This is a genomic window from Curvibacter sp. APW13 (genome assembly GCF_032337135.1).
Lineage (GTDB): Bacteria > Pseudomonadota > Gammaproteobacteria > Burkholderiales > Burkholderiaceae_C > Allorhodoferax.
On sequence record NZ_JAVXZZ010000003.1, the window covers coordinates 286,808 to 312,689 of the forward strand.

The window sequence follows — 25,882 nt, forward strand, 5'->3', positions numbered from 1 at the left end:
CTCCCTGTGCATGGGAGACCCGGTTTTTTAACTTAGGAGCTTGTATGTCCAACCTGTTCGATCCGACCGCCCTGGTCGTACCGTTTGAAAAACTGCGCATGACCGACGTGGAAACCGTCGGCGGCAAGAACGCCAGCCTGGGGGAAATGATTTCCCACCTGCCCCATGGCGTGAAGGTGCCCACGGGCTTTGCCACCACGGCCCATGCGTTCCGCGAGTTCCTGAAATATGGGGGCCTGACCGAGAAGATCAGCGCCAAGCTGGCTGCGCTGGACGTGGAAGATGTGCGTGCCCTGGCCCAGGTCGGTGCCGAGATCCGCGCCATGGTCGAAGCCCAGCCGTTCCCGCCCGCACTGGAAAAGGACATCCGCGACGCCTTTGCCACCCTGAGCGCCGGTAACCCGGATGCCTCGTTTGCCGTGCGTTCCTCGGCTACGGCCGAAGACCTGCCCGACGCCTCGTTCGCGGGCCAGCAGGAAACCTTCCTCAACGTGCACGGCATCGACACCATCCTGCACAAGGTGCGTGAAGTGTTCGCCTCGCTCTACAACGACCGCGCCATCAGCTACCGCGTGCACAAGGGTTTTGCCCATGACGTCGTGGCCTTGTCGGCTGGCATCCAGCGCATGGTGCGCTCGGACATCGGCGCCTCGGGCGTGATGTTCACCATCGACACCGAGTCCGGTTTCGACCAGGTGGTCTTCATCACCTCCAGCTATGGTCTGGGAGAAACCGTGGTGCAAGGCGCCGTGAACCCCGACGAGTTCTACGTGCACAAGCCCATGCTCAAGGCGGGCAAGCGCGCCGTCATCCGCCGCAATCTGGGCTCCAAGCTGATCCAGATGGTGTTCTGCACGCCCGAGGAAAAGGCTGCCAGCGGCAAGCTCATCAAGACCACCGATGTGCCTACCGAGCTGCGCAACCGCTACTCCCTGACCGATGCCGACGTGGAGCAGCTGGCGAAATACGCGCTGGTCATCGAAGAACACTACGGTCGCCCGATGGATATCGAGTGGGGCAAGGACGGCGAAGATGGCCAGCTCTACATCCTGCAGGCCCGCCCCGAAACCGTGAAGAGCCAGAGCGGCAACACCGCAGAGATGCGCTACAAGCTCAAGGGCAAGGGGGCCGTCATGGCCGAAGGCCGAGCCATTGGCCAGAAGATCGGCACCGGCCCGGTGCGCATCGTGCACAACATCAGCGAGATGGACAAGGTGCAGCCCGGTGACATCCTGGTGACGGACATGACCGACCCCAACTGGGAACCGATCATGAAGCGTGCCAGCGCCATCGTGACCAACCGCGGCGGGCGCACCTGCCACGCGGCCATCATCGCCCGCGAACTGGGCATTCCGGCCGTGGTGGGCTGTGGCCACGCCACCGAACAGCTCAAGGACGGCATGCTGGTGACGGTGAGCTGCGCCGAGGGCGATACCGGCTTCATCTACGACGGCCTGCTGGAAACCGAAGTGACCGAAGTGCAGCGCGGCGAGATGCCCGCCATCCCGGTCAAGGTGATGATGAACGTGGGCAACCCCCAGCTGGCGTTTGACTTTGCCCAACTGCCGAACGAGGGCGTGGGTCTGGCGCGCCTGGAGTTCATCATCAACAACAACATCGGCGTGCACCCCAAGGCGATTCTCGACTACCCCAATGTCGATGCCGACCTGAAGAAGGCCGTCGAGTCGGTGGCCCGCGGCCACGCATCGCCGCGTGCCTTCTATGTGGACCGCGTGGCCGAAGGTGTGGCGACCATCGCCGCCGCCTTCTGGCCCAAACCCGTGATCGTGCGCCTGTCCGACTTCAAGAGCAACGAGTACCGCAAGCTCATTGGCGGCAGCCGTTATGAGCCCGAGGAAGAGAACCCCATGCTGGGCTTCCGTGGTGCCGCGCGCTACATCAGTGAAGACTTTGGCGAGGCCTTTGCGATGGAATGCGAAGCCTTGAAGCGCGTTCGCAACGACATGGGCCTGACCAACGTGCAGGTGATGGTGCCCTTCGTGCGAACCCTGGGGCAAGCCAAGCGTGTTACCGAATTGCTGGGCAAGCACGGGCTGCGCCGCGGCGAGAACGAGCTCAAGCTCATCATGATGTGCGAGATCCCCAGCAATGCCATCCTGGCTGAGCAGTTCCTCGAATACTTCGATGGCTTCTCGATCGGTTCCAACGACCTGACCCAGCTCACCCTGGGCCTCGACCGTGACTCTGGTCTGGAGTTGCTGGCGGCCGACTTCGATGAGCGCGACCCGGCGGTCAAGGCGCTCATCAGCCTGGCCATTGCGGCTTGCCGCAAGCAGGGCAAGTACATCGGCATCTGTGGCCAGGGACCCAGCGACCACCCTGACTTCGCTCTGTGGCTGGAAGAGCAGGGCATCTCGTCGATTTCGCTCAACCCCGACTCCGTGATCGCCACCTGGCAAAAACTCGCGGTGCGATGAGCGCGGGGGGCAGTGCACCACGCTGGCGGCTGCACGCGGCCTTGCTGTCGCTGTGGTTCGTTGCCTCCTTTGTCGTCGTGTTCTTTGCACGCGACCTGCAGTCCGAGGTGTTGGGCTGGCCCTGGAGCTACTGGTTTGTGGCCCAGGGCGCCTTGTGCGTGTTCCTGGTGATCGTCGTGGTGTTCGCCTGGCGTGCGAATCGCCAGGCGGGTTCTGAATCGGGTGTGCTTCAGCCCGATGACCACCGGCGCTACCACCGGCGATTCTTCGGCTATGTCGGCAGCTTGCTGGCATTGGCCTTGCTGCTCGCTGTGGCTGAGCAGTACGGTCTGAGCCGACCGTGGGTGGCCGGCATTTTCCTGTCGGCGACCTTGGTGCTGTATGCCGCCGTCGGGGTGTATGCGCGCACGGCCGAAGCCAGCGAGTATTACGTCGCTGGGCGTCGCATTCCAGCGGTGTACAACGGCATGGCGGCCGCCGCCGACTGGATGAGTGCAGCGTCCTTCATCAGCCTGGCCGGTGGCTTGTACCTGCAGGGTTTTTCCGGTGCCGGTTCGCAACCGGGTGGCTTTGCCTACATCCTGGGCTGGACCGGCGGCTTCTGTCTGGTTGCGCTGCTGGTGGCGCCCTACCTGCGCAAGATGCAGCTCTACACCGTGCCCGACTACTTCGCGGTGCGCTACGGCGGGCGCTGGCCGCGCATGATCGCGGCCTTGGCCACCGTGCTGGTGTCGTTCGTTTACGTGGTGGCGCAGATCTATGGGGTCGGTCTCATCACCTCGCGCATGACCGGCATGCACTTCGAGATTGGCATCCTGCTTGGTCTCGGCGGGGTGCTGGTCTGCTCTTTCCTTGGCGGCATGCGCGCCGTGACCTGGACGCAGGTGACCCAGTATGTGCTGATCATGCTGGCCTTCATGGTTCCTGTGTCATGGCTCGCCTACAAGCAGGTGGGCAATCCGCTGGCGCCATTGGCATTCGGCCAGCAGCTGGCGACGATCACTGAAATGGAGGGCAAGCTCATGCGGTCGGCCTCCGAACAGGAGGTCATCGAGGAATACCAGCGGCGGGCCGAGGTCCTCGAGGCGCAGCTTCAGGATGTGGATGCTTCCCTGCAGGCGCAGCGGCGTGACCTGCGTCAGCGTCTGCAGGCGGTGGGTGACGGGCACGAGGATGACGGCCGGGTTGCCGCACTGCGCCGCGAACTGGCGGCCCTGCCCAAGGATGTCAGTGCGGCCCGCGAGCGCTGGAAGCTCGAACTCAAGGACTACCGGGAGCGCGCCCAGGCCCTGGGTGGTCTGCCGCGCACCGCGCAGGCCTTTGCTGGCGACCCCGACGGCGACGACGAAGAGCAGGCGCAGTTCGGTGTGTCGCGCCGCAACTTCCTGGCCCTGGTGCTGTGTCTGATGGTGGGTACGGCTGGCCTGCCCCATCTGCTGACGCGTTTCTACACCACCACGAGCGTGGCCGAGACGCGTCGCTCGGTGGCGTGGTCGCTGGTCTTCATAGCCTTGCTGTACCTGTCTGCTCCGGCGTTGGCGGTGCTGGTGAAGTACGAGGTGATGGTGCATCTGGTGGGGCAGAGCTTTGACCAGTTGCCCGCATGGGTTGTTCAATGGTCGCGCGATCCCTCGTTGCTGTGGGTGGCCGATGTCAATGACGACAAGGTGCTGCAGTTCGCCGAGATTCGTGTTGGTGCCGATCTGCTGATGCTGGCGTCGCCCGAAATCGGTGGCTTGCCTTACATCGTGTCGGTTCTGGTGGCTGCGGGGGGGCTGGCGGCGGCCTTGTCGACGGCAGATGGCTTGCTGCTGACCATCGGCAATGCGCTGGCCCATGACGTGTATTTCGAAGGGGAGAGCAGCCGAGCCCAAGCCATGCGCCGGGTCATGTGGTCCAAGTTTGCGCTGCTGGTGGTGGCGCTGATTGCCGCTTATGTGGCAGCGCAGCGTCCCGCCGGCATCCTGTACCTGGTGTCGGCCTCGTTTTCGCTGGCGGGGGCCGCTTTTGTTCCGGCCATGGTGCTGGGTATCTTCTGGAAGGGGGCCTCCAGGCAGGGGGCCGTCTGCGGCATGCTGGTGGGGCTTGGGGTCACCGTCTACTACATGCTGAGCAATCTTCCGGCTGTGCGCGCCATGTTTGGCCTGACCGGCAGCGGTCTGTGGTTCGAGATTCAGCCCGTCTCCGCCGGTGTCTTTGGCGTGGCGGCAGGGACGCTGGCCACGTGGTGGGTCAGCCTGCGCTTTCCGCCGCCCAAGCCAGTGCACTGAGCCCCGGGCGCGGCGCCCAGTGCACTGGCTGGCCAACAGCGCAGGCTCAGGTTATAATCTTCGGCTTTCCCTTGCTGCACCCCGTTTAGACGCCGGAGGCAGCTTTTTCCGCCCCGCAAGGGGATATCCAAAAGGAGTATCAATGCGTCATTATGAAATCATCCTCATGATCCACCCGGATCAGAGCGAACAAGTTCCCGCGATGCTGGAGCGCTACAAGGGCATGATCACCACCGGTGGTGGCAAGGTGCACCGTGTTGAAGACTGGGGTCGCCGCCAGTTGGTCTACATGATCAACAAGCTGGCCAAGGCACACTACCTGTGCCTGAACATCGAAGCTGGCAAGGAAGTCATGGCTGAACTGGAACACGCGTTCAAGTTCAATGACGCCGTTCTGCGCCACCTCACCGTTCTGAAGAAGAAGGCTGAAACTGGTCCTTCGTCCATGATGAAGACTGTGGAGCGTGAAGACGCCCGCAAGAACCAACAGGCCGAATACCAGGCATAAATTGCAGTAGCCACCGGGAGTGCATCGCAACGCATTGACACTGGGTGCCGTGATCGCAGAGGCTGAAGCCTTGCGCTACACACCCGCCGGAATCCCCGCCCTGACGCTGCGACTCGACAACGAGTCGGAATGCCAGGAAGCGGAAACGGTCCGGAAAGTGACGATGTCGATCAAGGCGATGGCCTTCGGAGCCCTGGCGGAGCGGCTGGTGAAACAACCGGTCGGCAGCCAGTGGGAGTTCCAGGGTTTTCTCGCGAACGGTCGTGGTGGCAAGCAAGTTGTGTTTCACATTCAAGAATTCACACCCCAATAATCTGAGAGGTCCATCATGGCCACATTCAAGAAATTCAACAAAGACAAGCGCCCCAAGCGTCCTGCACAAAACCTGCTGTTCAAGCGCAAGCGCTTCTGCCGCTTCACCGTGGCTGGCGTCGAGGAAATCGACTACAAGGATGTCGACACCCTGCGTGACTTCATTGCCGAAAACGGCAAGATCATCCCCGCACGTCTGACCGGCACCCGCGCCATTTACCAGCGCCAACTCAACACCGCTATCAAGCGCGCACGTTTCCTGGCGTTGTTGCCCTATAGCGATCAGCACAAGATCTAAGGAGAGCAACAATGCAGATCATTCTTCTGGAAAAAGTTGTCAACGTCGGTAACCTGGGCGATATCGTCAAGGTCAAGGACGGCTACGCCCGTAACTTCCTGATCCCCTCCGGCCAAGCACGCCGTGCCACCGCCGAAGCCAAGGCCGCTTTCGAAGCCCGCCGCGCCGAGCTGGAAAAGGCCGCAGCTGCCAAGCTGGCCGAGTGCCAAGCCCTGGGCGAGAAGCTGGCCGGTACCACCATCAAGCTGACCCAAAAAGCAGGTGTGGATGGTCGCCTGTTCGGTTCCGTGACGAACCACGACATCGCCGAAGAGCTGACCAAGAGCGGCTACAAGGTTGCCAAGGCCCAGGTGCGCATGCCCAACGGCCCCATCAAGACTGTTGGCGACAGCAAGGTCGACGTGTCCCTGCACACCGACGTGACCGTTGAGATCAACGTCTCCGTGTACGGCGAAACCGCCTAATTCCGACGATGTCTGCGGAGCCCTGCGCTCCGTAAAATCAAGCCGCTGCGAGAGTCTTCTCTGCAGCGGCTTTTTTTCTGGATGCCAGCCTGCACCCCGTGGTGGGCGCTGGCATACTGCTCACCCCACCTAGAACGAGTCCGCCTTCATGTCGTCCCCCGATTTGCCGGAGTTTGTCCCCGATCGCCAGATCGCCCAGTTGCGCATTCCACCCCATTCCCTGGAAGGGGAGAGCAGTGTGCTGGGTGGCTTGCTGCTGGACAATGCGGCCTGGGACCGCGTCAGCGACGTGCTCACTGATGCAGACTTCTATCGCTATGAGCACCGCCTGATCTACGCTGCATTAGGTTCGCTCATCAATGCCGACAAGCCCGCCGACGTGGTGACGGTGTTCGAACACCTGCAAGGGCAGGGCAAGGCCGACGAGGTCGGAGGCCTCAACTACCTCAACGCCTTGGCGCAGTATGTGCCCAGCGCGGGCAACATCCGCCGCTATGCCGAGATCGTGCGGGAGCGTTCGATCCTGCGCAAGCTGGTGACTGCCAGCGACGAGATCGCCACCAATGCCTTCAACCCGAAGGGGCGTGCGGTCAAGGACATCGTTGATGAGTCCGAGCGCAAGATCTTCGAGATCGGGGAGATGGGCAAGCGCAACCAGCGTGGCTTCCAGAGCATGGATACCCTGGTGGTGGACCTGCTGGATCGTGTGCAGGAGATGGCAGACAACCCCAACGAGGTGACGGGGGTGCCCACCGGCTTCTACGACTTTGACCGCATGACAGCGGGCCTGCAGCCGGGGGATCTGATCGTGTTGGCGGCCCGTCCGTCCATGGGCAAGACCGCGCTGGCGATCAACATTGCCGAGCACGTGGCCTTGAATGAAGGCCTGCCGGTCGCCGTGTTCTCCATGGAAATGGGGGCGGCCCAGCTGGCGGTACGTATCGTCGGCTCCATCGGTCGCATTGACCAGAGCCATATGCGAACCGGCCGCCTCACCGACGACGAGTGGTCACGCCTGTCAGAAACGATCGAGAAGCTGCGAACCGTGTCCCTGCACATCGATGAAAGCCCGGGCCTGACAGCTGGCGAACTGCGCTCCAATGCCCGCCGATTGGCGCGCCAGTGTGGTCAGCTCGGTCTGATCGTGGTCGACTACCTGCAGCTGATGAGCGGCTCCAGCGGAGACGGCGAGAATCGCGCTACCGAACTGGGCGAAATCTCGCGGGGCCTGAAGATGCTGGCGCGCGAGCTCAAGTGCCCGGTCATTGCCCTGTCGCAGCTGAACCGTTCGGTGGAACAGCGCCCCGACAAGCGCCCCATGATGAGTGACTTGCGGGAGTCGGGCGCCATCGAGCAGGACGCCGACATCATCATGTTCATCTACCGCGACGAGTACTACACCAAGGAGGCCTGCAAGGAGCCAGGCGTGGCCGAGGTGATCATTGCCAAGCAGCGTAATGGCCCGGTCGGAACCGTCAAACTCGCCTTCCTGCGCCAGAACACCAAGTTCGAGAACCTGGCTACCGGCATGAGTTCCGACTACTGAAAAAACGGAAGAAAAGTGCCGCTAGCCCGCACAAAATTTGCGTGGCTAGCTTCTCTTTCTATAGCACCTCGGAGGCGAAGTCGGCCAGGCGCGAGCGTTCGCCACGGGCCAGGGTGATGTGCCCGCCGTGCGGCCAGCCCTTGAAGCGGTCCACAGCGTAGGTCAGGCCCGAGGAGCCCTCGGTGAGGTAGGGGGTGTCGATCTGTGCAAGGTTGCCCATGCAGACGATCTTGGTGCCCGGACCTGCGCGGGTGATCAGCGTCTTCATCTGCTTGGGCGTGAGGTTCTGGGCCTCGTCGATGATCAGGTACTTGTTGAGGAAGGTGCGCCCGCGCATGAAGTTCATGCTCTTGATCTTGATGCGGCTGCGGATCAGTTCGTTGGTGGCGGCACGGCCCCACTCGCCGGCGCTGGTGTCACTCTTGCCGAGCACTTCCAGGTTGTCGTCGAGCGCACCCATCCAGGGGCCCATCTTTTCCTCTTCGGTGCCGGGAAGGAAGCCGATGTCTTCACCCACGCTCACGGTGGCGCGGGTGACGATGATTTCCGTGTAGCGGCGGTCATCGAGTACCTGGGTCAGACCGGCGGCCAGCGCCATCAGGGTCTTGCCGGTCCCGGCAGTTCCCGTGAGGGTGACGAAGTCGACTTCCGGGTCCATGAGCAGGTTCATGGCGAAGTTCTGCTCACGGTTGCGGGTGGTCACGCCCCAGACCGCATTCTTCAAGTGGTTGTAGTCCTTGAGCGTACGCAGCACCGCGGTGTTGTTGCGGATTTCGGTCACGCGTGCATACAGGCTGGGTTCGCCCGGGGCTTCAAAGTACACGAACTGGTTGATGTGCATGCTGGGGACGGCAGGCCCGGTTACCTTGTAGAAGGTATGGGGGCCTTGCTGCCAGCTCTCCACCGCCTGGCCATGGGTGGCCCAGAAATCGGTGGGCAGCACCAGGGCGCCGCTGTAGAGCAGGTCTCCGTCTTCCAGGGTCTTGTCGTTCTGGTAGTCATCAGTGGCCAGGCCCAGGGCGCGGGCCTTGACGCGCATGTTGATGTCCTTGGACACCAGCACCACTTCACGGGGGGCGTGGGCTTTCCCCAGGGCATGCACCACGCCCAGGATCTGGTTGTCGGCTTTGCCCTGGGGCAGGCTGGTCGGCAGGGAGTAGTCCAGAGGCTGTGTCTGGAACAGCAGGCGGCCACCCGCTTCGGTGTGGCCCGTACTGCTGAGTGTGAAGCCATGTGCGATGTCGGCACCATCGGCCGCAGCCAGCGCGTCAAGCGTGCGGCTGGTCTGGCGAGCGTTGCGCGCGACCTCGGTCATGCCTTTCTTGTGACCGTCCAGTTCCTCCAGCACGATCATCGGCAGGTAGATGTCGTGTTCCTCAAAACGGAACAGGCACATCGGGTCGTGCAACAGCACGTTGGTGTCGAGCACGAACAACTTGGTCGGCCCGGCTTTCTTGCGTGGCGCTGCGGCGGCCTTGGGCTTGGTTCCTGCCTTCTCTGTGGTTGCGGTAGCGGCCAAGGGTGCTGGCGGCTGCGCTGGCGTGGCTGCCTTGCGGTTTGTGCGTGCCTTGTTGGCCTGCGCAGCGCTCGGAGCCGCTGGCGTATTCACCACCGCTGGGGCGCTGCTGCTGCGGGTCTCGAGCACTGGTTTGGCCGGCTGCTTGGGGCGCGCACGCAAGGGGGACTGGAAGGCATCGGCGGGCAGTCGGTCGGCTCGTTTGCTAGGGGCGCTGGGCAGGGGCATGGAATAGGGCTGGGTTGGGAAAACGGATGTGCGTACCAACAAAAAAGCCACCCGTGGAACCCACAGGTGGCTTGATGGATGTCAATGATTCATTGCGCGCACAAGGCATGCGAACCATTATGCATGAGCCGCACGGCCATGGTGTGACCGCAGCGCAACGCCAGTTCGGGCAGCGCTGGTCAGGCGGCCTTCTTGAGTTTCTTCACAGCGGCCAGGACTTCGTCCACATGGCCCGGCACCTTCAGGCCGCGCCATTCTTCCTTCACCAGGCCATCGGCACCGATGAGGAAGGTGCTGCGCTCGATGCCCTTGACCTTCTTGCCGTACATGATCTTGTTCTTCACCACACCAAACATGTGGCACATCTTCTCTTCCGTATCGGCAATCAGTTCGAACGGCAGTTCGAGCTTGGCCTTGAACTCATCGTGCGACTTCATGTTGTCGCGGGAAACGCCGTACACTGCGGCGCCGGCCTTGACGAAATCCTTGTACTTGTCGCGGAACTGCATGGCCTCGGTGGTGCAACCGGGCGTGTTGTCTTTGGGGTAAAAATACAACACCAGGGCTTTTCCGACATGGTTGGTATGGGTAACCTTGATGCCGCCGGTGGCGTTGGCTTCGAATTCTGGAAGAGGTTTATTGAGAACGATAGCCATAGAGTGTCTGTCTCGCGTGCAGGGTGTGGCGGATGGATGGGGCCACGCTGGTGACAGCAGCGAAGCGGCCCCGACCGCAACCCCGTATTTTACCCTGAAATGGCCCCGCCGATGCCGCGGCAGACTAGGGTTTGCCCGATTCCAGCAGCAGGGCTGCCACCACATTGCGGCCTTCCCCCACCAGGAAGTTGAAGGTACGGCAGGCGGCTGAGGTGTCCATGGTTTCCACGCCGATGCGCTGGGCGTACAGGCCTTGCAGCCAGCGAGGGTGGGGAAAACGCAGGCGGTTTCCGCTGCCAAACAGGACCAGTTCCGGTTGAAAACGTTTCAGCTCCGAGAAATGGGTCTCGCTCAGGTCCTCAAACGAAGGGCAGTCCCAGGCCAGCACTCCCTCGGTAGAGCTCAGAAGAAGTGAGTTGTTGTAGCGTTCGCCGTTGATGCGGATCCAGCCCTCGCCGTAGCTGTGAATGGAGTAGCTTGTGGCAGCGTCGGGCTGGAATTTCATGGCATGGGTGTTGTTGGAACGCACGGGCTAGCCTTGTGCGGCTAGACGCGTTGGGAACTTGTGGTCAAATTATAGGTTTCCCCTCGAAAACCCTTGCTGGGAGCGCCTTTTGAAACCGATCCAGAAATCCGCCAAGCTGGCCAACGTGCTGTACGACGTGCGTGGGCCGATCGTCGACGCCGCCAAGAAGATGGAGGATGAGGGTCAGAAGATCATCAAGCTCAACATCGGCAACCTGGCGCCCTTTGGCTTCGATGCTCCTGAGGAGATCCAGCAGGACATGATCCGCAACCTGCCTGCGTCGGCCGGATACAGCGACAGCAAAGGCATTTTCTCGGCGCGCAAGGCGGTCATGCACTACACCCAGCAGCAGGGCATCAAGGGCGTGACACTGGAAGACATCTACCTGGGCAATGGCGCCTCCGAGCTGATCGGCATGGCCTGCAACGCGCTGCTGGACGATGGCGACGAGCTGCTGGTGCCTTCACCGGACTACCCGCTGTGGACGGCGGCCACCAGTCTTGCAGGTGGCAAGCCGGTGCATTACCACTGTGACGAGGACAACGGCTGGCAGCCGGACCTGGCCGACATCCGCGCCAAGATCACACCCCGCACCAAAGGCATTGTGGTCATCAACCCCAATAATCCGACCGGCGTGCTGTACACCGACGAGGTGCTCAAGGGCATCGTTGCCATCGCGCGCGAGTTCGAGCTGGTGATCATGGCCGACGAGGTCTACGACAAGGTGCTCTATGAAGATGCCAAGCACACCGCCATGGCCAGCCTGTCGGACGATGTGCTCACGCTCACCTTCAACTCCCTCTCCAAGGCCTATCGCTCCTGCGGCTACCGTGCAGGCTGGATGGTCTTGTCCGGCCCCAAGCACATCGCCAAGGACTTCATCGAAGGCCTGAACATGCTGGCCAACCTGAAGCTCGGCTCCAATGTGCCAGGCCAGTACGCCGTGCAGACCGCGCTGGGCGGCTACCAGAGCATCTACGACCTGACCCGCGAGGGTGGGCGCCTGCGCCGCCAGCGCGACCTGGCCTATGAGCTCATTACCGCCATCCCGGGGGTGACCTGCGTCAAGCCCCAGGCGGCGCTGTACATGTTTCCCAGGCTGGACCCGGCGGTGTACCCGATCGAGGACGACCGCCAGTTCTTCCTGGAACTGCTGCGCGAAACCCGCGTGATGCTGGTGCAGGGTACGGGCTTCAACTGGCCGCATCCCGACCATTTCCGCATCGTGTTCCTCCCGCATGAGGACGACCTGCGTGAAGCGATTGGCCGCATTGCCAAGTTCCTGGAAAGCTACCGCAAGCGGCACAGCAACTAGGCGCTATGAATTTTCTAGCTGCCTGCGCAATGAATACGCGGGCCAGATACCGATTTGAATGATTTTTTGGAAGACACAGGCATGAAGACGATCAAAGTGGGTTTGTTGGGTATCGGTACCGTGGGCAGCGGCGTGTACAACGTGCTGCATCGCAACCAGGAAGAAATCAAGCGCCGTGCCGGTGTAGGCATCGAGATCGCCATGGTGGCTGACCTGGACGTGGCCCGTGCCAAGAACATCGTCGGCGATGACGTGCAGGTGGTGGGCGACGCACGCGCCGTGATTGCCAACCCCGAGATCGACATCGTGATCGAACTCATCGGCGGCTACGGCATTGCCAAGGCCCTGGTGCTCGAAGCCATTGCGGCGGGCAAGCACGTCGTCACTGCCAACAAGGCGCTCTTGGCTGTGCACGGCAGCGAGATCTTCGAAGCGGCCGCCGCACAGGGTGTGATGGTGATGTACGAGGCTGCCGTGGCCGGTGGCATTCCCATCATCAAGGCCCTGCGTGAAGGCCTCACCGCCAACCGCATCCAGTGGATCGCCGGCATCATCAACGGCACCACCAACTTCATCCTGTCCGAAATGCGCGACAAGGGCCTGGACTTCGCCGTGGTGCTCAAGGAAGCGCAGCGCCTGGGCTACGCCGAAGCCGACCCGACCTTCGACATCGAGGGCGTGGACGCGGCGCACAAGGTCACGCTCATGAGCGCCATGGCCTTCGGCACCAAGGTGCAGTTCGACAAGGCCTACATCGAAGGCATCACCAAGCTGGGCGCGGCCGACATCAAATACGCCGAACAGCTGGGTTACCGCATCAAGCTGCTGGGCATCACCAAGCGCATGGAAAACGGCATCGAGCTGCGCGTGCACCCCACGCTGATTCCGGCCAAGCGCCTGATCGCCAATGTGGAAGGCGCCATGAACGCTGTGGTGGCGAACGGTGACGCCGTCGGCACCACGCTGTACTACGGCAAGGGCGCGGGCTCCGAGCCCACCGCCAGCGCCGTGATTGCCGATCTGGTCGACATCAGCCGCCTGCACAGCGCTGACAGTGCCCACCGCGTGCCCTACCTGGCGTTCCAGCCCGGTGCCATGGCCGACACCCCGGTTCTGCCCATGGGCGACGTGGTGACCAGCTACTACCTGCGCCTGCGCGTGGCCGACCAGGCCGGCGTGCTCGCCAAGGTCACGGGCCTGCTGGCCGAGGCCGGCATCAGCATCGACGCCGTGCTGCAGCGTGAAGCCGACGAGATTGGCGGTGAGGGCTACACCCAGACCGACGTCATCATCCTCACCCACGACTGCCGCGAAGCCGCCATGAATGGCGTGCTGGCGCAGATGCAGGCGCTGCCCACCGTGCTGCAGCCCATCGTGCGCATCCGCAAGGAAGAGCTGGCCTAATCGAATCGGACCACCATGCTGTACCTCTCCACCCGTGGCGCTCCCGAGCGCAAGCGTTTTTGTGAAATCCTGCTCGAAGGCCTGGCTCCGGACGGCGGTCTGTACCTGCCCGAAACCTATCCGCAAATCAGCGATGCCACCTTGAGCCGCCTGCGCACGGTCTACCACACGCAGGGCTATGCCGATCTGGCATTCGAAATCCTGTCGCTGTACATCGACGACATCCCGGCAGACGACCTGCGCGCGCTGTGCCGCAAGACCTACACCGCCGAGGTATTCGGCACCGGCGAGATCGTGCCGCTGCGCCACCTGGAAGACGGTGTCTGGATCGAAGCCCTCTCCAATGGTCCCACGCTGGCCTTCAAGGATATGGCCATGCAGCTGCTGGGCAACCTGTTCGAATACGAGCTGGCCCGCCGTGGCGAAGAGCTCAACATCCTGGGCGCCACCAGTGGCGACACCGGCAGCGCCGCCGAATACGCCATGCGTGGCAAGAAGGGTGTGCGCGTCTTCATGACCAGCCCGGCCGGGCGCATGAGCCCGTTCCAGCAGGCGCAGATGTTCAGCCTGCAGGACGCCAACATCTACAACATCGCCATCGAAGGCGTGTTCGACGACTGCCAGGACATCGTGAAGGCGGTCTCCAACGACCTCGAATTCAAACGCCAGTACAAGATCGGCACCGTCAACTCCATCAACTGGGCGCGTCTGCTGGCCCAGGTGGTGTACTACTTTGCCGGCTACATCCAGGCCACCGAGTCGAATGCCCAGAAGGTGTCGTTCAGCGTGCCCAGCGGCAACTTCGGCAATGTCTGCGCTGGTCATGTGGCACGTCAGATGGGTCTGCCCATCGACAAGCTGGTGGTGGCCACCAACGAGAACGACGTGCTCGATGAGTTCTTCCGCACCGGCGTCTACCGCGTGCGTGGCAGTGCCGACACCTTCGAGACCTCCAGCCCCTCCATGGACATTTCCAAGGCCAGCAACTTCGAACGTTTCGTGTTCGACCTGCTGGGCCGCGACGGTGCCGCCACCAAGGCCCTGTTCTGCGATGCCTTGAACCGTGACGGCCGCTTCGACCTGCGCAGCGACCCGCGCTTCGCCGATGCGGCTGGCAAGTACGGATTTGTCAGCGGCAAGAGTACCCATGCAGACCGCTTGGCCACCATCAAGGCCACCTGGGAGCAACACGGCATGGTCATCGATACCCACACGGCGGACGGCCTCAAGGTTGCCCTGGAGCGCCGCGTGGCGGGGGTACCCATCGTGGTGCTTGAAACCGCCTTGCCGATCAAGTTCGCGGCGACCATCGTCGAGGCCCTGGGGCGCGAGCCCGAGCGCCCGGCCAAGTTCGAAGGCATTGAGGCCTTGCCCAAGAAGGTGCAGGTCATGAAGGCCGATGCGGCAGCCGTGAAAGCGCTGATTGCACGGGAGTGCGCGGCCTGAACATGAGCGATTCTGCTGTGACCGCCCCCAACCCCTTGGCACCCAAGCGGCCGCTCCTGATGCCATTGGCACAGGCACTGGAATCGCTGCTCACTGCGGCGGAGGCCACGCTGCCACCTGAGCCGGTGACCACCATGGACGCCGACGGCCGTGTGCTGGCGCAGGACGTGGTCTCAGCACTGCAGGTGCCTGCCTGGGACAACAGCGCCATGGACGGCTATGCCGTGCGCTGTGCTGAAGTTTCTGAGCCTGGGGCCGTGCTGCCGGTGTTGCAGCGCATTGCCGCAGGGGAGGCGGGCAAGGCATTGCAAGCCCTCACCGCTGCGCGCATCTTCACCGGGGCCCCCGTGCCCGCAGGTGCCGACGCCGTGGTGATGCAGGAAGACTGCACGGTCGTCAATGCCTGCGAAGGCGGGGTGCGCATCAATGTGGCTCCCACGCCCGGCCAGAACATACGCCGTGCGGGGGAAGACGTCCGCAAGGACGCCGTGGTGCTGCAAAAAGGTGAGCGCATTACGCCCGCCGTACAAGGGCTGGTGGCCAGTTTGGGCCTGAACTCCGTGCTGGTGGCACGTCGAGCGCGGGTGGCGCTGTTTTCCACCGGGGATGAGCTGGTGATGCCCGGGGACGTGGCACCGCAGGACATGCGCCCCGGTGCCATCTACAACTCCAACCGCTTCTTCCTGGCCAGCCTGCTACGCCGCATGGGCTGCGAGGTGAGCGACTTCGGCATCGTCCCCGACAACCGTGAGGCCACGGTGAGCGCCCTTCGCGACGCGGCCCAGGGTCACGACGTGATCCTCACCAGCGGTGGCGTCTCGGTGGGCGAGGAAGACCATATCAAGCCCGCCGTGCAACAGCTCGGCAGTCTGGACCTGTGGCAGATCGCCATCAAGCCCGGCAAGCCTTTTGCCTATGGGCTGGTGAACCGCACCGACGGTAGCCCTTGCCACTTCTTGGGCCTGCCCGGCAACCCGGTCTCGAGCTTCGTCACATTCCTGGTGCTGGTGCGGCCCTTCCTGCTGCGGCTGCAGGGGCAGCGCGATGTTGCTATGAAAAAAGTAGCTGTTCGCGCAGACTTTGCGTGGGCTAAGGCCGATAATCGCCAGGAATTTCTGCGTGTGCGCCGGAATTCAAATGGCGGTCTGGATCTGTTCCCGAACCAGAGCTCGGGTGTGCTCACCTCCACGGTGTGGGGCGACGGCGTGGTCGACAACCCCGGTGGCCGCACCATCGCGGTGGGAGACATGGTCGAATTCATCGCCTTTTCGGACCTCTTGGCATGAAAGTCCAGATCAAGTATTTCGCTTCCATCCGTGAAGCCATGGGCTGCAGCAGCGAAACCCTGGACACGCAGGCAAGCTCCGTGGCAGCACTGCGTGACGCCCTGATTGCTCGCGGTGGGGCTGCCGCCGAAGCGCTGGCGCGGGGGCGCCACGTGCGCGTGGCCCTGAACCAGAACCTGGTCGATGAGTCTGTCTCGCTGAGCGAGGGTTGCGAAGTGGCGTTCTTTCCGCCTGTGACTGGCGGCTAGCAGCAGGCGTCAGCTGTTCAGCGCGGCTTCTACCGCGGCCTTGGCCTCGTCCAGGTCCATGAAGAAGCGTGTGGCCTGTGGAGTGGCCTTGGGCAAGTGGGCCGGTGCGGGCCACAGGCGCTCACCGCTCCAGCTGGCGGTCCAGCCCCCGATGTCCTTGCCCTTGAGGGTGCAGACGGTCTCACCGTGTACCGATGCAGTCCAGCTCGGCGGGGTGTGGGTCCAGGTGATGGCGGACATGGCGCTCCAGTTGTTGGGTGGTGGTGTATCGGGCCGAAAACAGTGTCGCAAAGTCGGCGTCGGGCCGCAAGAGGGCGTTCACGGGGGCTTGTTGCGCGTACCATCGCTCCCATGCCACGCGTATCCATCCAGACCCACGACTTTGATGTATCCACCGAGCTGGCCGCCTTGCGTGCAGGGCAGGGGCAGGTGGGTGCGGTGTGCTGCTTTGTGGGCACCGTGCGGGACCATGCCCAGGGCGTGACCGGGCAGGTGCAGGCGATGGAACTCGAGCATTACCCCGGCATGACCGAGGCCAGCATTGAGGCCATGATCGACGAGGCGCACCGCCGCTTTGACATCCTGGGGGCGCACGTCATCCACCGCGTGGGTGTGCTGCAGACGCTGGACCAGATCGTGCTCGTCGCCGTTACTTCCAAGCACCGTGGCCAGAGCTTTCAGGCTTGTGAATTCCTCATGGACTACCTCAAGACCCAGGCGCCGTTCTGGAAGAAGGAAATCACGCCCGAAGGGGCGCAGTGGGTAGACGCACGTGTGAGCGATGACGAAGCCCTGGCCCGTTGGGGCATTGCCAGCGGCAACGCTGCATGAGTATGGATCTCCTCGAACGGATCGAGCGGGCCACGCTGGACGCGGTGAGTCCGGAACGGGTCGAAGAACTCCCGGGCTGGCTGTTGCCGATGGACCCCGGAACGGTAGGGCGCGCGCATTCCGCAGTGCCCACGCACCACGCTGCGCCGCCAGAGGCTGTGTTGCTGGACATCGCCGGGCGCTACCGCCAAGCCGGTTTCCGGCCGGTGCTTCGCCTGCCGACGTTGGACTCCTGGCATGGCATCCATGCAGCGTTGGAGGCGCGTGGCTGGCGGCGCGGCAAACCCACCTGTGTCATGACGGCATCCACCGCCGAGGTGCTTGCACGCAGTACCCCGACGACGTCGCGTACGGGAACGGTGGCCTTGACACCCACGGCCAGCGAAGCCTGGATGGCGCTGTTCCTGGGGCAGGGTTTGGACCCGGTCGATGGCGCTTCGCGCGCCCGGTCACTGGCGCGCTCGCGCACAACGCAGTTCGCCCAAGTGGTGGAGGATGGTGAAACTGTGGCCTGCGGGGCCGCCTGCTACAGCCAGGGGCTGCTCAGTGCCCACGGCCTGCGCACGGCCATGGCGCAGCGGGGCCAGGGGCATGCCACGGCCTTGCTGCACGCCATGGCGGCGCAAGGGCTGCGGCTGGGCATGCAGCAAGCCTTCCTGCAGGTTGAAGCGGCCAACCCTGCACGTGCCCTGTACGAGCGTCTGGGCTTTGCCCTGGCCTGGCAATACGAGTACTGGATCGCGGCCTAGTTCAGGTACTTGGGCCGCGGGGCATCCGCGAAAGCATCCAGCGGGCTGGGTTGGGTGTCGGCAAGTTGGGCGTCCGGCAAAGCGGTGCGCAGGTGCAGATCCCAGTCGGCAATGCGCAGCACCGCATCGATGAGCTGCACCAGACCGGCCAGCAATTCGGGTCCGAGCGTGGCCTCGATGCTGCGCGTGGCCTGGCTGTCGCCGTCATGCACCTCATCGAATCGTACGTCCAGGCTGTGGTCTTCGCCCGGGGACACGTGCAGGGCCGTCGCCAGCAGCGGAACCGACTTGGGGTGCACCGAGTCGGCTTCGACTCCGGATGGATCCCCGCGCGACTCCACGCTCACGGCCGCTTCGGATTCGCCTCGGCCGCTGCCCAAGGTACCATCTTCGCGCTGTGCGTTCAGGTGGTCGGCCAGCCGCTGCAGATGGACCATCATGCCCTTGAGCATGCGCCGCGTCAGCCAGACGCGTTGCTCGATGCCGTTGTGGCCGCTCAGGCGCAGCAGGATGCGGTCCTGGTCCGCCTGGTAGCTGGCCTGCAATTGGTGGATATCCATGGCGTTGATTGTAGTGAGCGGGTGGGGCCGTGGCACCATCACGACTTCGACGGGACATGGCTATGCAAAATGGCCCCTTGAAATGGCCCGAAACATCCACAATTACCCGCTAACTCAATAGGGGGATTGCATGCGGATCGACAAACTCACCACCAAGTTTCAGGAAGCCCTGGGCGAGGCCCAGAGTCTGGCATTGGCCCAGGACCATGCCTACATCGAGCCCAGCCACCTGCTGGCGGCCATGCTGCGCCAGGACGACGGCCCCAAGGCCCTGGTCCAGCGCGCCGGTGCCAATGTGCAGGGCCTGCTGGCCGCGGCCGATGCCGCCATGAAGAAGCTGCCTCAGGTGCAGGGTCAGGAGCAGGTCACCGTCGGTCGCGACCTGGTCTCGCTGCTGCAGGGGGCCGAAAAGGAATCGATGAAGCGTGGTGACCAGTTCGTCGCCAGCGAACTCTTCCTGCTGGCCCTGAGCGACGCCAAGAGTGACCTGGCCAATGCCGTGCGCAGCGCCGGCCTGACCCGCAAGAGCCTGGAGGCTGCCATCGACGCCGTGCGCGGCGGCCAGAGTGTGGACAACGCCGATGCCGAAGACCAGCGTGAATCGCTCAAGAAATACTGCCTGGACCTGACCGAACGGGCCCGCCAGGGCAAGCTCGACCCCGTGATCGGCCGCGACGACGAAATCCGCCGCGCCATCCAGGTGCTGCAGCGTCGCTCCAAGAACAACCCGGTGCTCATTGGCGAGCCGGGCGTGGGCAAGACCGCCATCGTGGAAGGCCTGGCCCAACGCATCGTGGCCGGCGAGGTGCCCGACAGCCTCAAGGGCAAACGTGTGCTGTCGCTCGACATGGCATCACTGCTGGCCGGTGCCAAGTTCCGTGGCGAGTTCGAGGAGCGCCTGAAGAATGTGCTGAAAGACCTGGCCAAGGACGAAGGCCAGACCATCGTCTTCATCGACGAGCTGCACACCATGGTGGGCGCGGGCAAGGCCGAAGGCGCCATGGATGCCGGAAACATGCTCAAGCCTGCCTTGGCGCGTGGCGAGCTGCACTGCGTGGGTGCCACCACGCTGGACGAATACCGCAAGTACATCGAGAAGGATGCCGCACTGGAGCGCCGTTTCCAGAAGATTCTGGTGGGCGAGCCCACGGTAGAGGCCACTATCGCCATCCTGCGTGGCCTCAAAGAACGCTACCAGGTGCACCACGGCGTGGACATCACCGACCCGGCCATCGTGGCCGCAGCCGAGCTGTCCAACCGCTACATCACCGATCGCTTCCTGCCCGACAAGGCCATTGACCTGATCGACGAGGCGGCTTCCAAGATCAAGATCGAGCTGGACTCCAAGCCCGAGGTCATGGACAAGCTCGACCGCCGACTGATCCAGCTGCAGATCGAGCGCGAAGCGGTGAAGAAGGAGAAGGACGAAGCATCGCAAAAGCGCCTGGAACTCATCGAGGGCGAAATCAAGAGCCTGCAGAAGGAGATCGCCGACCTCGACGAAATCTGGAAGTCCGAGAAAGCCACAGCCCAGGGCAGCGCCCAGGTGCGTGAGGAGATCGACAAGCTGCGTACCCAGATCGAGGCCCTGACCCGCAAGGGTGACTTCAACAAGGTGGCCGAGCTGCAATACGGCAAGCTGCCCGAGCTGGAAAAGCGGCTCAAGGAAGCGCAGGCCAAGGAATCCGGCAAAGGCGCCCAGGCCAACCAGCTGCTGCGCACCCAGGTCGGTGCCGAGGAGATCGCCGAAGTGGTGAGCCGTGCCACCGGCATTCCCGTGGCCAAGATGATGCAGGGCGAGAAGGACAAGCTGCTGCAGATGGAAACCAAGCTGCACGAGCGCGTAGTGGGTCAGGACGAGGCCGTGTCGGCCGTGGCCGATGCCATCCGCCGCTCGCGCTCAGGCCTCTCCGACCCGAACCGCCCGACGGGCTCCTTCCTGTTCCTGGGCCCCACGGGCGTGGGCAAGACCGAGCTGTGCAAGGCGCTGGCCGGCTTCCTGTTCGACAGCGAAGAGCACCTGGTGCGCATCGACATGAGCGAGTTCATGGAAAAGCACTCCGTGGCCCGCCTCATCGGCGCGCCTCCGGGCTATGTGGGCTACGAGGAGGGCGGCTACCTGACCGAAGCCGTGCGCCGCAAGCCCTACAGCGTGCTGCTGCTCGACGAGGTGGAGAAGGCCCACCCGGATGTATTCAACGTGCTCTTGCAGGTGCTGGACGACGGCCGCCTGACTGACGGCCAGGGCCGCACCGTGGACTTCAAGAACACCGTGATCGTCATGACCAGCAACATCGGCAGCCAGCTCATCCAGGGCATGGCCGGGCAGGACTACGAGGACGTGAAGGATGCCGTGATGGGCGAGCTGAAGAACTACTTCCGCCCCGAGTTCATCAACCGCATCGACGAGACCGTGGTATTCCATGGCCTGGGTGCTGAGCACATTGCGTCCATTGCCAAGATCCAGCTTCAGGTGCTGACCGAGCGCCTGGCCAAGATGGAGCTGACCCTGCAGGTGTCGGATGCCGCCTTGCAGGAGCTGGCCAAGGTGGGCTTCGACCCGGTGTTCGGTGCACGGCCCTTGAAGCGCGCCATCCAGCAACGGATCGAGAACCCGCTTTCCAAGCTTCTGCTGGAGGGCAAGTTCGCGCCCAAGGACGTGATCCCGGTGGATGTGGACCCGATCCGCGCCCCGGGCCAGTTCAGCTTCGAGCGCATCGTGCACTGAGGCGAGGCTGCTCCAACCCGGCGTGTGATCCGCTGATCTGGCCGGGTGCTGGGCAGATGTTCCGTATCAGCCGGTCCGTTTGGCCAGGAAGTAGCTCGGTGGCCTTCCCATGGCCTGCTTGAACATGGCGGAAAACGCACTGTCGGTGGCATAGCCTGCAGCGGCAGCCACATGGGCGATAGGCATGCCGCGCGCCAACTGGGGCAAGGCATGTGCCAACACCGCCTGTTGACGCCACTGCTGGTAGCTGGTGCCCAATTCCTCCCGGAACAGGCGGGCCATGGTGCGCTCGCTGGCCCCCACTGCCGCCACCCACTCGCGTAGCTGGCCGCGTTCGCCCGGCGCGCGCAGCACGGCTTCGCACAGGGTCCGCAGGCGCTTGTCCCCGAGGGTGGGGTGGGGCATGGGTACGCCAAGGGCTTGGGTGTCGGCTGAGCGTATTTCATCCAGGGTCAGCGCCATGAGTGCGTCTTCGCGGGCGCCGGGCGTGCTGCCCTGCAGGCCGTGAATGAGTTCGCGCAGCAGCGCACTGACCACCAGTACGCGGCACTCCTTCCAGCTGTCGGGCAAGGCTCCGGCAACGATGTCCACGGTGCGCAACTCGGCGCTTTCCAGTACCACGACGTTGTGGCTGACCTGCGGCGCAATCCAAACGGCCCGGCTGGGCGGAACGATGTAGGTGGTTTCGCGCTCGCCCTCGGTCACCGTGACTTGCATCAGCCCGCTGGCGCAATAGGTGAACTGTGACCAAGCGTGCCGGTGCGGTGTGATATGGGCATTCATGGCCAGGGCGCGGCCGCGGCTGCGAACCGGTCGCTGGGCAGTGGGTGGGCGCTGCGGCGAGGTGTCGGACTGCACCGGCTGCAAGCGGACAGGTTTTGTGGGTCGGCTCATGCAGAGGATGCTCCTTGATTGGCGTATTTTCGACAATTATTGTCTTTTTGTCGCAATTCAGAAATGTACCCCCGCCGTACGATGCCTGCATGACTACTACCGCTACCCCTAGCGCTCCCTTCAGGCAGGACGCCACCGTGATTGCCCTGGTCGGGCTGGCCCATGCTGCATCCCACTTCGGTCACCTGTTGCTGGTGGCCATGTTTCCGGTGTTCATTGCGGAGTTTTCGCTCAGCTATGCGCAACTGGGCTTCCTCACCAGCGTGTTCTTCGTGGTCTCCGGCGTGGGGCAGGCCGGTGCCGGGTTTGTGGTGGACCGCTTTGGCGCGCGTCCGCTGTTGTTCCTGGCTTTGGCCTTGTTTGCCTTGGCCTGCGTTTCGGCCTCGCTGGCCACAGGCTATAGCGCCCTGGTGTTCACCGCCGCATTGGCCGGTCTGGCCAATGCCACGTTCCACCCGGTCGACTTCACCATCCTCAACCAGCGGGTGTCTGCACCGCGGCTGGGTTATGCGTTCTCGGCCCACGGACTGACGGGTAACCTCGGTTGGGCGGCAGCCCCGGTGTTCCTGACCGGGGTGGCGGCCTTGACCGACTGGCGCACCGCCTACTGGGCCGCGGCGGCCTTGTACGGTGCCATCCTCGTGCTGCTGCTGGTCTACCGCGACAACCTGCAAACCCGCGTGGTTCGCCATGCCCACGGTGACAAGGCTGGCACCGGCTCGGCCCTGGGTTTCTTGCGACTCAGTGTGGTGTGGTGGTGTTTTGGCTTCTTCATGCTGTCCACGATGACGCTGGCCGTGGTGCAGAACTTTTCCGTCGCCATCCTTCGCACCCAGTATGGGGTGAGTCTGGAGGCTGCCACCTTCACGCTCAGTGCCTACATGCTCAGTGGGGCCGTGGGCATGTTTGTGGGGGGCATCGTGGCAGCGCGCACGGTGCAGAGCGACCGCGTCGTCGCTGGGGCCATGCTGGCCGGGGCAGTGCTGCTGGGCCTGTGCGGGCTGGGCGTGCTGGGAGCTACCGCCACCATGGTGGTGCTCGCGCTCACCGGGTTTGCCATCGGCATCGGTGGTCCTTCGCGCGACATGATGATCAAGCGGGCGACCCCGGCGGGCGCCACCGGGCGCGTCTATGGCATGGTGTATTCGGGCTTGGATGTCGGTTTTGCCATTGCCCCCGTGGTGTTCGGTGTCTGGATGGACCGCGGCATGTACGGCGCCACCTTGCTGGGTGCGGCCTTTGTGCTGCTGCTCACTGTGGGGGCCGCCTTGGCGGTGGGTGTCCGCACCCCTGCGCGGGCGTGACACGGCGGCCGAAAAGGCCCACAATTCCGCCATCTGCCTGAGCACTTGTGTGCTCGGGTTTTGCCGGTTTTTCACCCCCTATGGAGTCTGCCGTGCCCACCGCCCTTCCCGTGATTTCCGATGCCGAGGAGCCCGAGTTAGACGGCTCCGAAACCGAGATCGATCTGGGTCAGGTGGTGTTGAGACCGGACGGTTACCACTGGCAAACCGCCGACGGCAAGCGCGAGTTCGGTCCGTTCGAAAGCATGGAATTGGCTTTGGCCGACATGCTGAGCGCGTCCGAAGACGCACCTGAAGAAGGCGAATCCCTGCAGGAAGCCGAAGACGAACTGGGCCTGGCGGACTGGGTTGACCCCGAAACCGGCTGCCTGGCCGAGGGGCATTGCACGCCCCATCTGGTTGACGACTGAGCCGGCCTCAGGCCGTTGCTTCGGCCGTTTCCAGTTCGGGCAGGGCGATCTGGTTGTCCACGCTGAACTGGTAGTCCTTGAAGATGTGCTCGGCGCTGGGCTGCAGGTAGCTGCCGTCGGCCAGTTTCACCGTGGTGTCCTTGAGGCGGTAGGTCAGGTGGCCGCAGGTCCAGCAGTTGTAGTTGCGCATGTGGGTGCACAGGCAGGTCTTGTCCGTCACCGAAATGCCCTTGCCGTCCGGGTGCAGTGCGAGTTCGCGGTTGTAGGCATCGAGGTAGGCGCAGCCGCCATTGCCGTCCAGCAGCCAGCCGTAGGACTCGCAGTTGGGTCGGATGCCCGAGCCGATGGCCGGCGTGTTGCGCAGCATGCGCATCGGGTAGCCCGTGGGTGACTGGGTGTTGACCACGATGTCTTCCTCGCTGGCCTTGAAATACTCCTGCTTGACCTTGTCGGGCAGGCCGCATTCCTTGGCCACGGTGAAGCGCGTGGCCACCTGCACGCCAGCACAACCCATTTCCAGAAAGCGCACCGCGTCGCTGCCGGTGAAGATGCCGCCCGCGGCGATGACGGGAATGTTGAGGTTTTCGGCCTTCAGGTAGTCCAGCAGCTCCTGGATGATGGTGGCCAGGTCGTACTCGGCCCAGTCCATCCCAAAGCCCAGGTGGCCGCCGGCCAGTGGCCCTTCGACGATGACGTAGTCCGGCAAGCGGTTCAGCTTGGCGTTCTTGCGCAGGAACAGCTGCAGCGCCCGCACGGACGACACGATGATGCCCAGCTTGGCCTCGCGAAAGCGCGGGTGGTCTGCCATCAACCCGAAGGAGCCCAAGTGCAGGCCCGCAGAGAGGGTGATGCCGTCGATGCCTGCATCCAGTGCAGCGTTCAGGCGGGTCTGCAGCGTGTCCTTGGGCGCGTTCATGGTGAGCTTTTCCATGCAGTTCACGAACACCATGCCGGGGCCGGTCTTGGCGTCCATGGTCGCCTTGACGTGGCGACGCTGTGCGTCGGCGATGTCTTCCAGGCGGAACTTGATGGTCGACTTGTCGGCGTTGAGGATGTTGTGCTTGAACTCTTTGGTCTTGTCCTTGACGAAGGTGGTGTCAAAGCGGCGGTCAGAGACGTCGGTAACCAGGGCGTCGGAAATGTGGCCAACGCCGCCCAAACGCGCGGCTTCCAGCGCCAATTCCGCAGTGGAGATGTCCACCCCCATGCCACCGATCATGATTGGAACCAGTTCGTGGTTCCCCAGTTTCATGCGGAAATCATCAACGCGCTTCATGGCCATTCCTTCACAACACGGGTGCACACCGTCGGCATGCACCACCACAAGTACATATATTTATACAAGTGTACTTTAATGCTGTGTCCGATTTCTTACAAAAAGCCAGAATGCGCGTCAGCCGAGGTGCTTGAGCGGCAATCGGGTGGTGGACTTGATGCGTTCCAGCACCACGCTGGAGCGCACGTTGGACACCCCGGGAATCTGCGTCAGGCGCTGCAGCACACGGCGCGACAGCGACACCAGGTCGGGTGCCACCACGTGCAGTACATAGTCCGACTCGCCCGAGACCGAAAAACATTGCAGCACCTCGTCCATGGCCGACACGGTGGACTCGAAAGCCACGCGCTCGGCGTCGCTGTGCTGGCGCAGGGCCACATGGGCGATGGCACGCACCCCCAGGCCGATGCGCTCGCTGTCCACCAGCGCCACGGTCTTGGTGATGAGGCCGATGTCGCGCAGGCGCTGCACGCGCCGGCTCACCTGCGAGGCACTCAGGTGCACCTGTTCGCTGAGCTGCTGGTGGGTGATGCTGGCGTCTTCCTGCAATGCGGCCAGCAGGCTTGTGTCGAACTTGTCGAGCGTTTGGAGTTCATTGGAGTCCGAATTCATGCATGCATTGTGCATCCAAGGGGAATTTCGCGCCAGTAAACGCATGCCGGGTGCACT

Annotated in this window: 25 protein-coding genes; 17 read left to right on the plus strand and 8 right to left on the minus strand. The window is 63.4% G+C overall.

Annotated elements, in window-relative coordinates:
- The first annotated feature begins 44 nt into the window (after positions 1-44).
- From ppsA to dnaB, 7 genes are all read left to right on the plus strand, one after another.
- Positions 45-2,438, plus strand: coding sequence for a phosphoenolpyruvate synthase (gene ppsA / locus RQP54_RS14670; RefSeq protein ID WP_315679127.1), 2,394 nt, complete (start codon positions 45-47; stop codon positions 2,436-2,438).
- Entirely contained in the window at positions 2,435-4,708 is a 2,274-nt protein-coding gene (locus RQP54_RS14675; protein ID WP_315679128.1) for a VC_2705 family sodium/solute symporter, read from the plus strand. Before ppsA ends, RQP54_RS14675 begins: the two co-directional genes overlap by 4 nt.
- Before the next feature lie 142 nt (positions 4,709-4,850).
- Positions 4,851-5,216 (plus strand): 30S ribosomal protein S6, encoded by a 366-nt coding sequence (gene rpsF / locus RQP54_RS14680; protein WP_315679129.1) that lies wholly within the window; start codon positions 4,851-4,853, stop codon positions 5,214-5,216.
- Between the two features lie 19 nt (positions 5,217-5,235).
- A complete protein-coding gene (gene priB, locus RQP54_RS14685) occupies positions 5,236-5,529 on the plus strand; it encodes a primosomal replication protein N (protein WP_315679130.1) in 294 nt (97 codons plus the stop codon).
- Positions 5,530-5,544: 15 nt separating this feature from the next.
- On the plus strand, positions 5,545-5,826 hold the full coding sequence (gene rpsR, locus RQP54_RS14690; RefSeq protein WP_315679131.1) for a 30S ribosomal protein S18: 282 nt from the start codon (positions 5,545-5,547) through the stop codon (positions 5,824-5,826).
- Positions 5,827-5,837: 11 nt separating this feature from the next.
- A complete protein-coding gene (rplI, locus tag RQP54_RS14695) occupies positions 5,838-6,290 on the plus strand; it encodes a 50S ribosomal protein L9 (protein WP_315679132.1) in 453 nt (150 codons plus the stop codon).
- Between the two features lie 148 nt (positions 6,291-6,438).
- Positions 6,439-7,836 carry a replicative DNA helicase gene (gene dnaB, locus RQP54_RS14700; protein WP_315679133.1) on the plus strand — a complete coding sequence of 466 codons (1,398 nt, stop codon included), beginning with the start codon at positions 6,439-6,441 and terminating at the stop codon, positions 7,834-7,836.
- Between the two features lie 58 nt (positions 7,837-7,894).
- Here dnaB and RQP54_RS14705 read toward each other — a convergent pair whose 3' ends face one another.
- The 3 genes from RQP54_RS14705 to RQP54_RS14715 all read right to left on the minus strand — a co-directional run bounded on the left by RQP54_RS14705 (position 7,895) and on the right by RQP54_RS14715 (position 10,741).
- Positions 7,895-9,580: a PhoH family protein gene (locus RQP54_RS14705; RefSeq protein ID WP_315679134.1), complete on the minus strand. Its 1,686-nt coding sequence runs from the start codon at positions 9,578-9,580 to the stop codon at positions 7,895-7,897.
- A gap of 179 nt (positions 9,581-9,759) precedes the next feature.
- Positions 9,760-10,236: a peroxiredoxin gene (locus tag RQP54_RS14710; RefSeq protein WP_315679135.1), complete on the minus strand. Its 477-nt coding sequence runs from the start codon at positions 10,234-10,236 to the stop codon at positions 9,760-9,762.
- Positions 10,237-10,360: 124 nt separating this feature from the next.
- A complete protein-coding gene (locus tag RQP54_RS14715) occupies positions 10,361-10,741 on the minus strand; it encodes an Mth938-like domain-containing protein (protein ID WP_315679136.1) in 381 nt (126 codons plus the stop codon).
- A gap of 109 nt (positions 10,742-10,850) precedes the next feature.
- Here RQP54_RS14715 and RQP54_RS14720 point away from each other — a divergent pair, with 109 nt between their 5' ends.
- The 5 genes from RQP54_RS14720 to moaD all read left to right on the plus strand — a co-directional run bounded on the left by RQP54_RS14720 (position 10,851) and on the right by moaD (position 16,461).
- The gene (locus RQP54_RS14720) at positions 10,851-12,077 is read left to right on the plus strand and encodes a pyridoxal phosphate-dependent aminotransferase (protein ID WP_315679137.1); all 1,227 of its coding nucleotides are present in this window, start codon (positions 10,851-10,853) and stop codon (positions 12,075-12,077) included.
- A gap of 81 nt (positions 12,078-12,158) precedes the next feature.
- The gene (locus tag RQP54_RS14725; RefSeq protein ID WP_315679138.1) at positions 12,159-13,481 is read left to right on the plus strand and encodes a homoserine dehydrogenase; all 1,323 of its coding nucleotides are present in this window, start codon (positions 12,159-12,161) and stop codon (positions 13,479-13,481) included.
- Positions 13,482-13,496: 15 nt separating this feature from the next.
- On the plus strand, positions 13,497-14,927 hold the full coding sequence (thrC, locus tag RQP54_RS14730) for a threonine synthase (protein WP_315679139.1): 1,431 nt from the start codon (positions 13,497-13,499) through the stop codon (positions 14,925-14,927).
- Between the two features lie 2 nt (positions 14,928-14,929).
- The gene (gene glp / locus RQP54_RS14735; RefSeq protein WP_409997577.1) at positions 14,930-16,213 is read left to right on the plus strand and encodes a gephyrin-like molybdotransferase Glp; all 1,284 of its coding nucleotides are present in this window, start codon (positions 14,930-14,932) and stop codon (positions 16,211-16,213) included.
- Positions 16,210-16,461 carry a molybdopterin converting factor subunit 1 gene (gene moaD / locus RQP54_RS14740; RefSeq protein ID WP_315679140.1) on the plus strand — a complete coding sequence of 84 codons (252 nt, stop codon included), beginning with the start codon at positions 16,210-16,212 and terminating at the stop codon, positions 16,459-16,461. Before glp ends, moaD begins: the two co-directional genes overlap by 4 nt.
- Positions 16,462-16,470: 9 nt before the next feature.
- Here the strand turns inward: moaD and RQP54_RS14745 are convergent, their stop codons facing one another.
- Positions 16,471-16,701: a hypothetical protein gene (locus tag RQP54_RS14745; RefSeq protein ID WP_315679141.1), complete on the minus strand. Its 231-nt coding sequence runs from the start codon at positions 16,699-16,701 to the stop codon at positions 16,471-16,473.
- A gap of 111 nt (positions 16,702-16,812) precedes the next feature.
- Between RQP54_RS14745 and RQP54_RS14750 the strand changes: the two genes are divergently transcribed.
- Entirely contained in the window at positions 16,813-17,292 is a 480-nt protein-coding gene (locus RQP54_RS14750) for a molybdenum cofactor biosynthesis protein MoaE (RefSeq protein WP_315679142.1), read from the plus strand.
- A complete protein-coding gene (locus tag RQP54_RS14755; RefSeq protein WP_315679143.1) occupies positions 17,289-18,041 on the plus strand; it encodes a GNAT family N-acetyltransferase in 753 nt (250 codons plus the stop codon). The genes RQP54_RS14750 and RQP54_RS14755 overlap by 4 nt, the downstream gene beginning before the upstream one ends.
- Here the strand turns inward: RQP54_RS14755 and RQP54_RS14760 are convergent.
- Entirely contained in the window at positions 18,038-18,601 is a 564-nt protein-coding gene (locus tag RQP54_RS14760) for a hypothetical protein (protein WP_315679144.1), read from the minus strand. The genes RQP54_RS14755 and RQP54_RS14760 overlap by 4 nt on opposite strands.
- 130 nt (positions 18,602-18,731) lie before the next feature.
- On the opposite strand from RQP54_RS14760, the gene clpB reads away from it, so the two are divergent.
- A complete protein-coding gene (clpB, locus tag RQP54_RS14765; protein ID WP_315679145.1) occupies positions 18,732-21,329 on the plus strand; it encodes an ATP-dependent chaperone ClpB in 2,598 nt (865 codons plus the stop codon).
- Between the two features lie 66 nt (positions 21,330-21,395).
- Here clpB and RQP54_RS14770 read toward each other — a convergent pair whose 3' ends face one another.
- The gene (locus tag RQP54_RS14770) at positions 21,396-22,223 is read right to left on the minus strand and encodes a helix-turn-helix transcriptional regulator (protein ID WP_315679146.1); all 828 of its coding nucleotides are present in this window, start codon (positions 22,221-22,223) and stop codon (positions 21,396-21,398) included.
- Between the two features lie 89 nt (positions 22,224-22,312).
- Here RQP54_RS14770 and RQP54_RS14775 point away from each other — a divergent pair, with 89 nt between their 5' ends.
- Together RQP54_RS14775 and RQP54_RS14780 are read left to right on the plus strand one after the other, a co-directional pair.
- On the plus strand, positions 22,313-23,527 hold the full coding sequence (locus RQP54_RS14775) for an MFS transporter (RefSeq protein ID WP_315679147.1): 1,215 nt from the start codon (positions 22,313-22,315) through the stop codon (positions 23,525-23,527).
- Positions 23,528-23,619: 92 nt separating this feature from the next.
- Entirely contained in the window at positions 23,620-23,937 is a 318-nt protein-coding gene (locus tag RQP54_RS14780) for a hypothetical protein (RefSeq protein ID WP_315679148.1), read from the plus strand.
- Positions 23,938-23,944: 7 nt separating this feature from the next.
- On the opposite strand, the gene RQP54_RS14785 is transcribed toward RQP54_RS14780, so the two are convergent.
- A complete protein-coding gene (locus tag RQP54_RS14785; RefSeq protein ID WP_315679149.1) occupies positions 23,945-25,213 on the minus strand; it encodes a nitronate monooxygenase in 1,269 nt (422 codons plus the stop codon).
- A gap of 117 nt (positions 25,214-25,330) precedes the next feature.
- Positions 25,331-25,825 (minus strand): Lrp/AsnC family transcriptional regulator, encoded by a 495-nt coding sequence (locus tag RQP54_RS14790; protein ID WP_315679150.1) that lies wholly within the window; start codon positions 25,823-25,825, stop codon positions 25,331-25,333.
- Positions 25,826-25,882 lie beyond the last annotated feature (57 nt).

Coding starts and splice junctions, on each gene's coding strand:
- rplI (WP_315679132.1), top strand. CDS start 5,838: ATGCAGATCATTCTTCTGGAAAAAGTTGTCAACGTCGGTAACCTGGGC.
- RQP54_RS14745 (WP_315679141.1), bottom strand. CDS start 16,701: ATGTCCGCCATCACCTGGACCCACACCCCGCCGAGCTGGACTGCATCG.
- dnaB (WP_315679133.1), top strand. CDS start 6,439: ATGTCGTCCCCCGATTTGCCGGAGTTTGTCCCCGATCGCCAGATCGCC.
- RQP54_RS14725 (WP_315679138.1), top strand. CDS start 12,159: ATGAAGACGATCAAAGTGGGTTTGTTGGGTATCGGTACCGTGGGCAGC.
- RQP54_RS14775 (WP_315679147.1), top strand. CDS start 22,313: ATGACTACTACCGCTACCCCTAGCGCTCCCTTCAGGCAGGACGCCACC.
- RQP54_RS14750 (WP_315679142.1), top strand. CDS start 16,813: ATGCCACGCGTATCCATCCAGACCCACGACTTTGATGTATCCACCGAG.
- RQP54_RS14790 (WP_315679150.1), bottom strand. CDS start 25,825: ATGAATTCGGACTCCAATGAACTCCAAACGCTCGACAAGTTCGACACA.
- RQP54_RS14755 (WP_315679143.1), top strand. CDS start 17,289: ATGAGTATGGATCTCCTCGAACGGATCGAGCGGGCCACGCTGGACGCG.
- rpsR (WP_315679131.1), top strand. CDS start 5,545: ATGGCCACATTCAAGAAATTCAACAAAGACAAGCGCCCCAAGCGTCCT.
- glp (WP_409997577.1), top strand. CDS start 14,930: ATGAGCGATTCTGCTGTGACCGCCCCCAACCCCTTGGCACCCAAGCGG.
- RQP54_RS14705 (WP_315679134.1), bottom strand. CDS start 9,580: ATGCCCCTGCCCAGCGCCCCTAGCAAACGAGCCGACCGACTGCCCGCC.
- ppsA (WP_315679127.1), top strand. CDS start 45: ATGTCCAACCTGTTCGATCCGACCGCCCTGGTCGTACCGTTTGAAAAA.
- RQP54_RS14715 (WP_315679136.1), bottom strand. CDS start 10,741: ATGAAATTCCAGCCCGACGCTGCCACAAGCTACTCCATTCACAGCTAC.
- thrC (WP_315679139.1), top strand. CDS start 13,497: ATGCTGTACCTCTCCACCCGTGGCGCTCCCGAGCGCAAGCGTTTTTGT.
- rpsF (WP_315679129.1), top strand. CDS start 4,851: ATGCGTCATTATGAAATCATCCTCATGATCCACCCGGATCAGAGCGAA.
- moaD (WP_315679140.1), top strand. CDS start 16,210: ATGAAAGTCCAGATCAAGTATTTCGCTTCCATCCGTGAAGCCATGGGC.
- RQP54_RS14785 (WP_315679149.1), bottom strand. CDS start 25,213: ATGAAGCGCGTTGATGATTTCCGCATGAAACTGGGGAACCACGAACTG.
- RQP54_RS14760 (WP_315679144.1), bottom strand. CDS start 18,601: ATGGATATCCACCAATTGCAGGCCAGCTACCAGGCGGACCAGGACCGC.
- RQP54_RS14710 (WP_315679135.1), bottom strand. CDS start 10,236: ATGGCTATCGTTCTCAATAAACCTCTTCCAGAATTCGAAGCCAACGCC.
- clpB (WP_315679145.1), top strand. CDS start 18,732: ATGCGGATCGACAAACTCACCACCAAGTTTCAGGAAGCCCTGGGCGAG.
- RQP54_RS14770 (WP_315679146.1), bottom strand. CDS start 22,223: ATGAGCCGACCCACAAAACCTGTCCGCTTGCAGCCGGTGCAGTCCGAC.
- RQP54_RS14675 (WP_315679128.1), top strand. CDS start 2,435: ATGAGCGCGGGGGGCAGTGCACCACGCTGGCGGCTGCACGCGGCCTTG.